The 13278-nt window shown below is 70.0% G+C and carries 12 protein-coding genes; 6 read left to right on the forward strand and 6 right to left on the reverse strand.

Features of this window, described 5'->3' with window-relative positions; genetic code table 11:
* Window positions 1–60 precede the first annotated feature (60 nt).
* The gene (locus ACFHWT_RS01575) at window positions 61–966 is read right to left on the reverse strand and encodes a cytochrome c oxidase assembly protein (RefSeq protein ID WP_416592784.1); all 906 of its coding nucleotides are present in this window, start codon (window positions 964–966) and stop codon (window positions 61–63) included.
* 107 nt (window positions 967–1073) lie between these two features.
* Here ACFHWT_RS01575 and ACFHWT_RS01580 point away from each other — a divergent pair, with 107 nt between their 5' ends.
* The 5 genes from ACFHWT_RS01580 (at window position 1074) to ACFHWT_RS01600 (ending at window position 5993) form a co-directional block, all read left to right on the forward strand.
* On the forward strand, window positions 1074–1673 hold the full coding sequence (locus ACFHWT_RS01580) for a cytochrome c oxidase subunit 3 (protein WP_416592785.1): 600 nt from the start codon (window positions 1074–1076) through the stop codon (window positions 1671–1673).
* 79 nt (window positions 1674–1752) lie between these two features.
* Window positions 1753–2613, forward strand: a complete 861-nt coding sequence (locus ACFHWT_RS01585) for a cytochrome c (protein WP_281550749.1) — start codon at window positions 1753–1755, stop codon at window positions 2611–2613.
* Window positions 2610–3716, forward strand: a complete 1107-nt coding sequence (locus tag ACFHWT_RS01590) for a ubiquinol-cytochrome c reductase iron-sulfur subunit (RefSeq protein WP_416592786.1) — start codon at window positions 2610–2612, stop codon at window positions 3714–3716. The genes ACFHWT_RS01585 and ACFHWT_RS01590 overlap by 4 nt, the downstream gene beginning before the upstream one ends.
* A complete protein-coding gene (locus tag ACFHWT_RS01595) occupies window positions 3713–5377 on the forward strand; it encodes a cytochrome b (RefSeq protein WP_416592787.1) in 1665 nt (554 codons plus the stop codon). Before ACFHWT_RS01590 ends, ACFHWT_RS01595 begins: the two co-directional genes overlap by 4 nt.
* Before the next feature lie 223 nt (window positions 5378–5600).
* On the forward strand, window positions 5601–5993 hold the full coding sequence (locus tag ACFHWT_RS01600) for a peptidase inhibitor family I36 protein (protein ID WP_416592788.1): 393 nt from the start codon (window positions 5601–5603) through the stop codon (window positions 5991–5993).
* A 147-nt stretch (window positions 5994–6140) separates the two neighbouring features.
* On the opposite strand, the gene ACFHWT_RS01605 is transcribed toward ACFHWT_RS01600, so the two are convergent.
* The 5 genes from ACFHWT_RS01605 to ACFHWT_RS01625 form a co-directional block, all read right to left on the reverse strand.
* Window positions 6141–6428, reverse strand: a complete 288-nt coding sequence (locus tag ACFHWT_RS01605; RefSeq protein ID WP_416592789.1) for an Lrp/AsnC family transcriptional regulator — start codon at window positions 6426–6428, stop codon at window positions 6141–6143.
* 55 nt (window positions 6429–6483) lie between these two features.
* Complete coding sequence (locus tag ACFHWT_RS01610) at window positions 6484–7344, reverse strand: sugar phosphate nucleotidyltransferase (protein WP_416592790.1); 861 nt, start codon at window positions 7342–7344, stop codon at window positions 6484–6486.
* Window positions 7341–7877: an NUDIX hydrolase gene (locus ACFHWT_RS01615; protein WP_416592791.1), complete on the reverse strand. Its 537-nt coding sequence runs from the start codon at window positions 7875–7877 to the stop codon at window positions 7341–7343. The genes ACFHWT_RS01610 and ACFHWT_RS01615 overlap by 4 nt, the downstream gene beginning before the upstream one ends.
* Window positions 7878–7919: 42 nt before the next feature.
* Complete coding sequence (locus tag ACFHWT_RS01620) at window positions 7920–9701, reverse strand: RelA/SpoT family protein (RefSeq protein WP_416592792.1); 1782 nt, start codon at window positions 9699–9701, stop codon at window positions 7920–7922.
* 124 nt (window positions 9702–9825) lie between these two features.
* Entirely contained in the window at window positions 9826–11595 is a 1770-nt protein-coding gene (locus tag ACFHWT_RS01625) for a DEDD exonuclease domain-containing protein (protein ID WP_416592896.1), read from the reverse strand.
* A gap of 177 nt (window positions 11596–11772) precedes the next feature.
* Between ACFHWT_RS01625 and ACFHWT_RS01630 the strand changes: the two genes are divergently transcribed.
* Entirely contained in the window at window positions 11773–13167 is a 1395-nt protein-coding gene (locus ACFHWT_RS01630) for an NYN domain-containing protein (RefSeq protein ID WP_416592793.1), read from the forward strand.
* Window positions 13168–13278 lie beyond the last annotated feature (111 nt).

A 13278-nucleotide genomic window follows, 5' to 3' on the forward strand; every position in this document is an offset into this window, starting at 1 on the left:
TCCCACCTCGTAGCTGCGCGCTGATCGTACCGTCCGACCGGGTCCGGTCCGGCGAGCGGGTCAGTCGGCGGCGGCCACCGCGCGGGCCTGCCGCGCCTCCTCACGGTCGAGCTCCCGGTCGATGCGTCGGGCCTCCCGCTCGGACTGACGCATCCACTGCACCACCAGTACGGCGAGCATGGTGACGCTGACGAACTCCCCGCCGGCCCACAGGATGCCGCCGGCCACCTCCTGGTCGGCCCACGGGTCCGCCCAGGTCAGCCCGAGCGACGGGTACCAGTCGCCGCCGAACAGGGTGCTGCTCTGCATGACGGTGAGCCCGAGCACGGTGTGGAACGGCACGGAGAGCACCATCAGCAGCGCCCGGGCCGGGTACGGCCAGCGGCCGGGCAGCGGGTCGAGCCCGACCAGCGGCCAGAAGAACAGGCAGCCGGTCATGATGAAGTGGGCGTGGACGAACTCGTGGGCGAGTGTGCTCTCCAGGGTCAACCGGTACAGATCAGTGAAATACAGCACAAACGGGTTGATGACGAACAGGCCGAACGCGACCAGCGGGAAGGTGACCACCCGGGCGTACCTGCTGTGCAGGACGGCGAGCAGGCGGCGCCGTGGGGTACCGGGCAGGGTGCGCAGCGCCAGGGTGACCGGTGCACCCAGGGCGAGGAAGATCGGCGCGACCATCGACAGCACCATGTGCTGGACCATGTGCACCGACAGCAGCGTGGTGTCGTAGGCACCGAGTCCGCTCACCGTGACGGCGGCGATGCCACCCAGTCCGGGGCCGAGGAACAGCACGGTGCGTGACACCGGCCAGCGGTCGCCGCGCAGTCGCAGCCGGTGCACCCCGTACAGGTAGAGGCCGGCGGCCACGACGAGCACCAGCGCCAGCCAGTTGGTCAGCTGGATCTCGGTGAACAGGGCCGAGACCGTGAACGGCGGGACGGCGATCGCAGCGACATCTGCCACGTGCCGAGGCTAGGCCAGCGGCCTCGGTCGACGTTATCCGGCCCTCCAGCGGGTCGGGTTTGCCACCCCGCCGTCCGTGGGCACTGACCGGCAGCAATAATGACCGCGTGACTGCGGCCCCAGCGATTGACAAGAGCCGGATCCACTCGCTGACCCGACCGAACATGGTCAGCGTCGGGACGATCGTGTGGCTCTCCAGCGAACTGATGTTCTTCGCGGCGCTGTTCGCGATGTACTTCTCCATCCGTGCGGCGGACTACAGCATGTGGGAGGAGCACACCCCACTGCTGAACATCCCGTACGCGACGGTCTTCACCACGATCCTGGTGGCCTCCTCGGTCACCTGCCAGATCGGGGTGTTCGCCGCGGAGCGGGGGGACGTACACGCGCTGCGGCGGTGGTTCACGATCACCTTCGTGATGGGCCTGATCTTCCTGCTCGGCCAGATCAACGAGTACCGGGAACTGGTCCACCACGGCATCAAGATCAACGGCGACGGGTACGGCTCGGTGTTCTACCTCACCACCGGCTTCCACGGCCTGCACGTGGCGGGCGGCCTGGTCGCCTTCCTGATCTACATGGTCCGTACCACGATGGGGCGGTTCACCCCGGCGCAGGCCACCTCGGCCATCGTCGTGTCGTACTACTGGCACTTCGTCGACGTGGTCTGGATCGGCCTCTACTTCATGATCTACTGGCTGCAATGATCATCGAGCGGTCACTCACCGTGATGGTGCGGCGTCGTGCCGACCAGGCAGGTCGCAAAACCGACAAGGATTCAGGTCAATGACATCTGACACCCCCGCCGACCGGCGAGCCGACCGCGGACGCGGTCTCCTCGCCCGGCTGCGCAGCGGGCGGGCCACGCCGCGAGGCCGGGGCCGCCGCCGGCTGGGCACCGCGGTCCGGTTGCTCGCCGCGCTGTTCCTGGCCGGCGGTGCGTACACCGTCTTCGCCCCGGGCCTGCAGGCGCAGGACACCCCGCAGCTGTCCCAGGCGGCCGAGGACGGCAAGGCGCTGTTCGACCAGAGCTGCATCTCCTGCCACGGGCGCAACGCCCAGGGCGTCGAGGGACGCGGCCCGAGCCTGATCGGTGTCGGATCGGCGTCGGTGGAGTTCCAGGTCGGCACGGGCCGGATGCCGATGGCCCGGCAGGAGGCCCAGGCCGAGCGCAAGCCGGTGGTCTTCACCGAGGAGGAGATCCGCCAGCTCGGCCAGTACATCCAGGAGCTGGGTGGCGGCCCGCAGCTGCCGGACGGTGAGATGCTGCGTACCGGTGGTGACATCGCCGTCGGCGGCCATCTCTACCGGATCAACTGTTCGTCCTGCCACGCGTTCAGCGGCGGCGGCGGCGCGCTGTCCTCCGGCAAGTACGCACCGAGCCTGGAGCCGGCCACCGACCGGCAGCTGTACGCCGCCATGCTGACCGGTCCGCAGAACATGCCGGTCTTCGGAGACAACCAGCTCACCCCCGAGCAGAAGCGCGACATCATCGCCTTCGTGCAGGAAGGGCTGAAGACCGACGGTGACCCCGGCGGGCTGGCCAACCTCGGCCGGTACGGTCCGGTGACCGAGGGCATCGCCATCTTCCTGGTCGGCATCACCGCGCTGGTCTTCGCCAGCCTGTGGATTGCGGGGAAGTCATGAGCACCGACATCGACACCACCCAGCAGCACCGCCAGCCAGCGCAGGTGAGCCTGGACGACCCTCGGCTGACGTCGTTCGACGTGCTGCGCGAGGGCGCCCGGCGCGACGACATCGAGATCGTCCACTACGAGCCGCCATTTCCGGTGCCCGGCACCAGGGCGGAACGGCGGATCAGCCGGTTCGTCGCCGGGCTGTTCCTGCTCGCCGGGCTCACCGCGACCGCGTTCCTGGTGGTGTACATCTGGTGGCCTTGGGAGTACGAACTCGGCACCGGGATCAGCAAGTTCTACACCCCGCTGCTCGGCGTCAGCCTCGGGCTGACCCTGCTGGCCATCGGCGCCGGCATCCTCACCTGGGGCAAGAAGCTGCTGCCCCACGAGGTGGCGATCCAGGATCGGCACGACGGCCCGTCCAGCCCGGACGACCGCAAGATCACCGGCGGCACGCTCACCTACATGGTGGACGAGCTCGGGGTGAAGCGCCGTCCGCTGCTCGGGGTGTCGCTGCTGGCCGGGTTGGCGCCGGTCGCCGCGGTCGCGGCCGCGCCGCTGGTCGGCGGCCTGATCCGGGATCCGCACACCGACAACCAGATGGCCACCACCGGCTGGGAACCGGTCGAGACGGTCGGTGGCGGCACCGAGCTGGTCCGGTTGACCAGGGAGGACGGCTCGCCGATCCGGCCCGCGGACGTCAGCGTCGGTGGTCAGATGACGGTCTTCCCGGGGATTCCCGGCGGGCACACCAACCGGTACGCCGACTCGCCGACCCTGCTGATCCATCTGCGGCTGGACGACGCCCGGACCGCCCGGGAGAACAACGAGGCGGTGGGCAAGCCTGACTACATGTGGGGCAACTACATCGCGTACTCGAAGATCTGCACTCACGCGGGCTGCCCGGCGAGCCTGTACGAGCAGCAGACTAACCGGCTGCTCTGCCCCTGCCACCAGTCGCAGTTCCTGATCACCGACAACGCCAAGCCGGTCTTCGGCCCGGCCAGCCGTCGGCTGCCGCAGCTGCCCATCTCCGTCGACGACGAAGGCTTCTTCGTCGCCACCTCCGACTACACCGAGATCGTCGGACCCGACTTCTGGGAGCGGCCATGAAACGCCGTAAGTTCGACGCCCGGGCGCTGCCCGGCAAGGCCGCCGGGCAGCTCGACGACCGGTTCCAGGCAGCCACGCCGCTGCGCAAGCTGCTGAACAAGGTCTTCCCGGACCACTGGTCGTTCCTGCTCGGCGAGATCGCGCTCTTCTCGTTCGTCGTCGTTCTGCTGACCGGCGTCTACCTGACCTTCTTCTTCGACCCGTCGATGGAGGAGGTCACCTACGACGGCAGCTACGCCCCGCTGCGCGGGATCCCCATGTCGGCGGCGTACGCGTCGACGCTGGACATCTCGTTCGACGTCCGGGGCGGCCTGATCATGCGGCAGATGCACCACTGGGGGGCGCTGCTGTTCATGGCGTCGATCGTGGTGCACATGCTGCGGGTGTTCTTCACCGGCGCGTTCCGCAAGCCGCGTGAGGCCAACTGGATCATCGGCTCGCTGCTGTTCTGGGTTGGCTTCCTCGCCGGCTTCACCGGCTACTCGCTGCCCGACGACGGCCTGTCCGGCACCGGGCTGCGGATCGCGTCGGCGATCATGCTGTCCATCCCGGTGATCGGATCCTGGGTCACCTCGTCCATCTTCGGCGGCGAGTTCCCGGGCACGATCATCATCAGCCGGTTCTACATCGCCCACGTACTGCTGATCCCCGGGCTGCTGGTGGCGCTGATCAGCGCACACCTCGGCCTGGTCTTCAAGCAGAAGCACACCCAGTGGGCCGGGCCGGGACGAACCAACGACAACGTGGTCGGCGAGCGGATGTTCCCCCGCTACGCGATCAAACAGGGCGGCTTCTTCATGATCGTCTTCGGGGTGGTCGCCCTGATGGCGGGAATCTTCCAAATCAACCCGGTGTGGCTGTTCGGCCCGTACGAGGCCGCCGTCGTCTCGGCGGCGAGCCAACCTGACTGGTACGTCATGTTCCTGGACGGCTCCACCCGGTTGATGCCAGCCTGGGAGCTGACCATCCCGATCGGCGACGGGTACGTGATCCCGCCGCTGTTCTGGCCGACCGTGGTGCTGCCCGGCATCCTGGTCATGCTCTCCCTGGCGTACCCGTTCCTCGAAGCCCGGTACACGAAGGACAAGGCCAGCCACAACCTGCTGCAGCGGCCCCGGGACGTGCCAGCCCGGACCGCCGTCGGCGCGATGGCCGTCACCTTCTTCATCGTGCTGACCATCTCCGGCGGCAACGACGTGTTCGCTGACAAGTTCTTCATCAGCCTGAACGCGATGACCTGGGCCGGCCGGATCGGATTGATCCTGCTCCCGCCGTTGGCCTACTACGTCACCTACCGGATCTGTCTCGGTCTGCAGCAGCACGACCGGGAAGTGCTGGCGCACGGTGTCGAGACCGGCATCATCCGACGGCTGCCTGACGGCCGCTTCGTCGAAGTGCACCAGCCGCTGGGACCGACCGACGAGCACGGCCACGGCAAGCTGGAGTACGTCGGCTGGGTGGTGCCGAAAAAGATGAACCGGCTCGGTGCGCTCGGCCCGGCGGTCAAGGGCTTCTTCTTCCCGATCGAGAAGCCGGTGCAAGTCCCGCCGCCGGCGCATGTGGCAATCGACCCAGCCGAGGAACAGCCGGCCGAACTGCGGTCGGCTGACAAGGAGAAGCAGCCGGCCGACCGCGAGGAGATCAGCAGCGGTAGTCGCTGACCACCGCGCACCCGGAGTCGACAGAGGCGTCCGCCGAGCAGATCGGCGGGCGCCTCTGTGATCTCACACCTGCACCGGCCGCCCCCACAAGCCCTGTCGCCACGGTAGTAGCGGTATCCCTAAGAGACTGCGGTATTCCATTGGTGACGGTTTCTTCTCGACGTAGCGTCATGGTCGACAGCGATCGATCAACCGCAAGGTAGTCGCTCGGAGGAGGAGCTACGTGAAGCTGGCAAGGAAGTTGCTGACGTGGGCCATGGGCGCCACCATGGCCCTGGTAGTCGTGACGCCGTCGCCTGCGCAAGCCGCGTACTGGGACTGTCCGGCCAACGCCATGTGCATGTGGGAGCACAGCGGAGGTAATGGCCTGATGGTCTGGGTATCGGTCAACACCGGCAACCAGCCGGACCTACGGGCATGGAGCTTCGACGACAAGATCAGCTCGGTCCGGAACACTTCTGCCCAGGGCGTCTGCCTGTATCCCGACCTCAACTACGATGGCAACTGGTACATCTTCGTTCCGCCGTACAGCGGCGGTGGCAACGTCGATCCGCTTGCGAACGATCAGATCACTTCGTTTCGCTGGGCACCGTCGACCTCACCGCCCGTCTGCTGACGGGCAGTAGACGTAAGACACCGTACGGTAACGCGGCTGGTCGCCAGGGGTCTGCGGCCCCGACGACCAGCCGCATCGTTATGTCTCCTGGGCGGCTCTGCCTGCGGCTGCTGCGAGTTCCCGCTGTTGGCTCAGCGTTGTCGCCGGTCAGTCCGCGTCGGCCAGCCCGATGGCGAAGGCCGATTCCAGATCGTGCTGCGAGTAGGCGCGAAAGGCGATGTGCGACTCGGTGCTGAGTACACCCGGAACCTTCGAGATCCGCCCGGCGATCACGTCGGCGATCTGGTCGAACTCCCGCACCCGGACGATCGCGATCAGGTCCACGTGCCCGGCCACCGAGTAGACCTCGCTCACCCCGTCGAGACCGGCGAGCGCCTCGGCCACCTCCGGGATCGAGTCCGTGGCGCAGTCGACCAACACGATGGCAGTGATCACGCAGGTCCTCCGTTTCTCACCGGCGTCCGCCGCCGATGTTACTCAAGCCGAGTGCTCAGCCGGCGGACACCGTCAGATCGCTGCCCACCCGGATCGCGTCGGTCAGCCGCTCCCCCGCATGCACCTGCGCGCCGGGCCACACCACCGAGCGGACCAGCGTCCCCCGTACCACCGCGCCGGCGCCGACGACGGAGCGGTCGACCGGGCCGGTCACCGTGGCCGACGGGTCGACGAGGCTCCGGCCACCTGCCGCGTGCAGATTGGCCGCGAGATAGTCCGGTGGTGTCCCGGTGTCCAGGTAGGTACCCGGATAGTTGATCACCTGTAGTGCACCGGCCGCCTCCGCCGGCCGCCACACGGTATGGACCAGCTCGCCGGGGGCGGCCGCTAGTTCGCTGACGTAGCGCCACGGCAGCAGCGAGAAGCCAGCGAACCGGTGCCCGTCGAAGCCGCCCCGTGCGGCCGGGTCGGTGAACCGCTTGCCCAGCAGCCGGACGGTCTCGCCGTCCCAGCCGTCGAGCAGTGTCGCGATGTCCGGCCCAGGATCGAGATCTGGATGGGCGAGATAGCCGTCGACATTGCCGACCAGCACGCCGCGACCGCCGATCCAGTCGCGTAGCCGGCCGACGCCGCCGGCGGTGCCCAACGGGTCTCCTGGCTCCACGGACAGCTGTGCCCGGTCTCCGACATGGGTCACCACCTGCCGGCCGAGGTAGCAGGCGTTGACCGCGACCGCCGCCGGCCCGGTGAAGCCGAGGGCACCGACTCGGGCGAGGGCCCGGTCCAGCAGCGGTACGTTCCCGACCGGGCAGAGCGCCTTCGGGACGAGACCGGTCAACGGCCGCAACCGGCGGCCTGCACCGGCGGCGAGGACCACCGCGCAGATCCGGTCCGGACCGGCCGCCGGTGCGCTCACCCCGGCTCCTGGGCCGCTGGCGGGCTGACGAGTGGACCGATGCCGTAATGCGCCAGCAGCCGGGCGGTCGCCGGGGTCAGCCGGGGCAGGTCGTCGAGCCGGTGCCAGGCGGCTTCGTACACCTCGGCCCCGTCGACCACCAGTTGGGTTCGCGACGCTGCCACGGAGGCTTCGAAGACCACGTCCACCCAACCCTTGGCGTGCACCACGGCATTCGGCACCGCTGGGCGTAGCTGGTCCGGGGCCAGCCGGATGCCGGTCTCCTCGGCGAGCTCCCGGGCCGCGCCGACCACCGGTGCCTCGCGGTGTCGCAGCAGACCGGCGGGCAGTGTCCAGCCCCGGCCGGGTGGCTGGCGCAGCAGCAGTAGCCGGGCGGGTGCCGACGGATCGACTTCGGAGTCGGTCACCAGCGTCACGGCGCCGACGATGTACCTCTGCACGGCGAGCCGGACCAACCGCCGACGGGCCGGGTGCGGCAACCGGTAGAACACGCCGTACAGCAGCGCGCGTGCGGGGGATCGGCGGATGATCATACGTTCAGGCTAGAGGTAGCCGGTCGCCGGCGCCGGGTCAGGTCAGCCCGGCTGGTCGACCAGGGCGATGAGCTGGTCGACGACGGCCTCGGGCTCGATGGTCCGGTCCACCACCGCGACCAGCAGGGTCTCCATGTCCGGGTACTTGAGGTTCTCCGCGAGCTGGCGCAGTGGTTTGTCGTTGGACAACGCCCGGTCGTGTTTGCGCAGGATCAGGCTGACGGTGGCGCGGCCGAGGCGTACCTTGTCGCTGATGCTGATGCCCGGTTCGGAGTGTTCGGCGAACCAGCGGTTGATCTGCATCTGAGCCTGCGGCGACTTGACGAAACCCAGCCACTCCTTTCGTGGCCCGGCTGACGTCGGTGCCGTCCCGGCCGGCTGGTCGTCGCTCTCGGTGAAGATCTCGACCACGTCGCCGTCGGTCAACTCGGAGGCCAGTGGTGCCAGTCGGCCGTTGATCCGTACGGCGAGACAGTGCGCGCCTTTGCGTGGATCCAGCTCGTATGCGAGGTCGACCGGCGTCGACCCGGCGGGCAGCACGATCGGGCGGCCGTCGGTGAAGACCTGGATCTGCGCGTCCACCAGGTCGCAGCGCAGCGAGTGAACGAACTGGTCGGCGTCGATGTTTTCCTGCGACCAGTCGATTGCCCTGCGGAGCCAGGCCAGCTCGTCGGCGCGGGCGGCGGCACGACTGCGGCCGGGTTTGGGGAAGTGGTACGGCGCGGCGATGCCGAACTCGGCGGAGCGGTGCATCGCGTCGGTCCGGATCAGCACCTCGAGTGGACGTTCGTCCGGGCCGATGACGGTGGTGTGCAGCGAGCGGTAGAGGTTGTTCTTCGGTGCCGCGATGAAGTCCTTGAACCTGCCCGGTACCGGGCGCCAGCGGCAGTGGATCGCGCCGAGCGCCGCGTAACAGTCGGTGTCCGGCCCGGTGACCACGACCTCGATTCGGGGTAGATCGAACGGCGCCCGGTGGCCGCCGGCGACAGTGTCCTTCCAGATCGAGTAGCGGTGCCGGGGCCGGGGTGCGACCCGGGCGGTGACCTTTTCGCGGCGTAGCGACACCCGCGCCTGTCCGCAGACAGTGTCCAGGTACGTCGTCCAGCCCGGTCGGTTGGCCAGGTGTTCCTCGATCTGCTGGTAGGCCTCCGGCTCCAGATGGAACAGGACGATGTCGTCGAGCTCCCGCTTCAGTTTCTGGATGCCTAGCCGGTCGCAGAGCGGGACCAGCACGTCCAGGGTCGCCTTGGCGATCCGGGCCCGGGAGGCAGGGGAGCGCACACCGAGGGTCCGCATGTTGTGCAGCCGGTCGGCGAGTTTGATGACCAGCACCCGGACGTCCTTCGCCGCGGCGATGATCATCTTTCGGATGGTCTCCGCCTCGGCGGCCTTGCCATAGAACGCCTTGTCGAACTTGGTCACCCCGTCGACCAGGTGGGCGACCTCGTCACCGAAGTCTGCGGCCAGTGTCGGCAGGTCGTACGTGGTGTCCTCGACGGTGTCGTGCAGCAGTGCGGCCACCAGAGTGGTGGTGTCCATGCCGAGCCCGGCGCAGATCTCCGCGACGGCCAACGGGTGGGTGATGTACGGCTCGCCGCTCTTGCGGTACTGGCCGGCGTGCATGCTGTCGGCGATCTGGTAGCCGCGGCGCAGCACCGCCGGGTCCGCCGACGGGTGGATCGACCGGTGGACGCGGATCAGTTCGGCGACCGGTTCCGGCGCGCCGGGCGACCAGGACAGCCAGGCCCGCAGGCGGGCGGACAAGGGTGTGGCGGTGGGCAGGAAACGTCCGATGGCGGCGCCGGGACCGGCGTCGACGTCCACGCGGAGACACCTCCTCACCCATCGCCCGGCCGGTCGACCGCCCGGACGCACGCCACGAATCGGGCGTTGGCTGACAGGACTGCACTTCTCTAACAGCCTAAGCGAGCGAGCGTAGTACGATCGGCTACTTGCGGGTGATCGATCGGTCGAGTCTTTGGTCCGCTTCGTCGACGCCGGCCGTCGTCCGGGCGGCTTCCTCGGCCTTGACCAGCAGATGGTGGAATCGGCCGGCACCGCGCACCGGCGAGGACCAGTCCCCGCTCACCCTGACCAGTCGGGTCTGTTCCGGCTCCAACCAGGACAGGATCCGCTCGCTCTCGGCCGCGCTGGCCCGGGGCACCGGACCGTGCCCGGCCGGCACCGTCTCGGCGGTGGCGCACAGCAGGTCGATGGTGGCCCGAGGATGCTGCCGTGGGGGCGACACGCCGGCGGCGGCGAGCCGACCGTGCCGGACGATCGCCAGCTCCCAGCCACCGTGCCCGGCCCGTCGCGCCGCGACCAGCTCGGCGATCCGGGTCAGCGCGGTCAACCGCTGCATCCGGACGGTCGCCCGCAGGAACGCGGCCAACCGGCCCCGGACCACCGCCGCCTCCTCGAACCGCTGCCCGGCGGCGAGCCGGTCGATCCGGGCGAGCAACGTGTCGATCAGTGGCTGCGGGTCGGTGTCGAGGGCCGTACGCAGCGGGGTGACGGCCAGCTCGGCGTACTGTTGCGGGTCGATCTGGTGCTCGCACGGTGCCGGACACCGACCCAGCTCGGCCAGCGCGCAGGCCGGGGTCCGGGTCCGGGTGGACAACCGGTGGGTGCACTGACGCAGCGGCAGCGCGTCGTGGATGCCGGCGGCGGCCAGCTCGGCCGCCCGGCGGGAGGCGAACGGCCCGAGTACGGTGGTGTCGGCCGGTGAGATCGCCCGGACCGTGGACAGCCGTGGATAGACCTCGTCGGTGACCTTCAACCAGACCATCCGCTCCGGGAACTTCGACCGGCGGTTGTACGGCGGCGCGTGGGCGGCGATCAGCCGCAGCTCACGTACCTCGGCCTCCAGCCGGTGGGCGCATTCGACCGCGTCGACCCGCACCGCAGCGGCCAGCATCTCGGACATCCGCGCCCGTCGCTCGGCAGCGGTGAAGTAGCTGCGTACCCGGGTGGCGACGTCGCCCGAGGTACCGACGTACAGCGGTCGGTCGTCGGCCGCCCGGAAGATGTACACCCCGGGGGAGCGGGGTAGTCCGTCGGCGAGGTGCCGCTTGCGTCGCTGGACGTCGCTGACCGCCCGGCTGAACTCGACCGCGTCGCCGATGCTCGTCACCTGGTGCCCGCCGAGCCGGGCGATCAGCCCGTGCAGCACGTCCACGGTCGCCTGGGCGTCGGCAAGTGCCCGGTGGGTGGGGCGGCGAGGGGTGCGGAAGTAGCCGGCGAGGGTGCCGAGCTTGCGGTTGGGCACCTCGTCGCGGGTCAGCACCCGGCGGGCGAGGGCCGCAGTGTCCAACACCGTCGGCGCCGGCCAGGAATAGCCGTGCCGGGCGCACGCGGCCTTGAGAAAACCCACGTCGTACGGCGCGTTGTGTGCCACCAGCACCGCGCCGCCGAGAAATTCCAGCAGGCTGGGCAGCACCTGCTCGATCGGCGGCGCGGGAACGAGCATCGCCTCGGTGATGCCGGTGAGCACGGTGATGAACGGCGGCACCGGTCGGCCCGGGTTGACCAGCGTGGCGAAGACGCCGAGCTCCTCCCCGCCGCGCACCTTGACCGCGCCGATCTCGGTGATGCCGCCGCCGTCCGGCGCGCCGCCGGTGGTCTCCAGATCCAGCACGACGAAGGTGGTCTCCCGCAGCGACCGGTCCGCGCCGGTCGACAGCGACTGGTCCGGCCCGGCTGACAGCAGCGAGTCGATCGAGCCCTGGGTGTAGGCCGGTCGAGGTGCGGGATGAGGCGGTGCCACGGCGCAGACGATAGGACGTGGGTACGACACAGCCGTCCCATGGGTACCATCGGTAACGATCCGATCGACTCAGCGAGATCATTCTTCCTGTCGGGCACGCGGCGGCCACCCGGTGGGAGACTGGGGTGCATGGCCGCACCGGATCCGACCGACGCTCGTCCCGAGGGGGCGGCGCCGACGACCGGCGCCCTGCCCCCGTCCGCCGACCAGCCGGCCGGTGGTCCACCCGCCGAGCCGGTGCTGCCGGAGCCGGTGCGGGCGCGCATCGTCGTGCTCGCCGCCGCCGCACTGCCCGAGATCCCGACCGACGAGATGCCACCCCAGCTGCGCAAGGTCGCCAAGTTCGCGCCGAACCGGCGGGCCCGCTACGGCGCCGCGGCGATCGCGGCGGCGCTCACCAACGATCCGTCGCTGCGGCAGCGGGTGGCTGCCCGCACGCTGGCCGAGGCAGGTGAGCTGGGCACGGCGGTCAGCGAAGGGGTCTCACCCGCGGCGGCGGACCCGGTCGAGGTCGCCGCCCTGGCGTACCTGATGCGGCCGGCGGGCTGGCGTGAGCTGGTCGGCGCCGCCGGTGCGGCGGTCCGGGCCGAGGCCGACCGGGCCGCCGTCGCCGAGCTGATCCGCGATGCCGAGGCCCGCGCCAATCGGGCCGAACACGACCGCACCGTGGCCCGGGTCGAGGCGGAGAAGCTTCGCGACGAGCTGGCCCGGGTACGCGAGGAGCTGGGCCAGCTCCGCGAGGAGTCCCGGCAGCTGTCCCGCACGCTGCGTGAGGCACAGGCGCAGCAGCGGCGGGCCAACGAGCTGCTCGCCACCGAACGCGGCCGCGCCGCGCGGGCCGCCGCCGACCACGACGCGGAACTGCGGCGGCTGCGCGCCAAGCTGGCCGACGCGGAGCTGACCGCCGGGGCCGCCCGGCAGTCGGCGAAGGAGGCCCGGGCGGTCGACGACGCCCGGCTGTGGCTGCTGCTGGAGACGATCGGGCAGGCGGCCCAGGGACTGCGGCGGGAGCTCGCCCTGGACCCGGCCGACCGGTTGCCGGCCGACTACGTCGCCGACGCGTTCACCGACCGACCGGCGGCGGCGACGTCGACCCGGGCCCGCGACACCGACGACCCGGCCCGGCTGGACGACCTGCTCGCCCTGCCCCGGGCCCACCTCGTCGTCGACGGCTACAACGTGACCAAGCGGGGCTTCGGTGAGATGCCGCTGGAGCAGCAACGCAAGCGGTTGATCACCGGGCTCGGTGGGATCGCCGCGCAGACCGGGGACGAGGTGACCGTGGTTTTCGACGGCGCCGAGCGGATGCACGGGTTGCCGCCGGCCCCACGCGGCGTGCGGGTGCTGTTCTCCCGCAAAGGGGAGACGGCCGACGAACTCATCCGTCGGCTGGTTCGTGCCGAGCCGTCCGGCCGGGTGATCGTGGTGGTCTCCTCCGACCGGGAGGTGGCCGACGGGGTCCGGCGGCACGGCGCGTACCCGATGGGCGCCGACTCGCTGCTGCGTCGACTGGCTCGTTCCTGACCCGACATCCGGTCGCGCGGAACTGTCGTACCTGACGCCTATCGTCGATGTCACTGGCGGTGGTCGGTCGGCGATGCTGCGTCGTACGGGGGCCGGTCACCGCCGGCCGAC

The sequence above is a fragment of the Micromonospora sp. LOL_021 genome (genome assembly GCF_048060215.1).
Taxonomy (GTDB): domain Bacteria; phylum Actinomycetota; class Actinomycetes; order Mycobacteriales; family Micromonosporaceae; genus Micromonospora_E.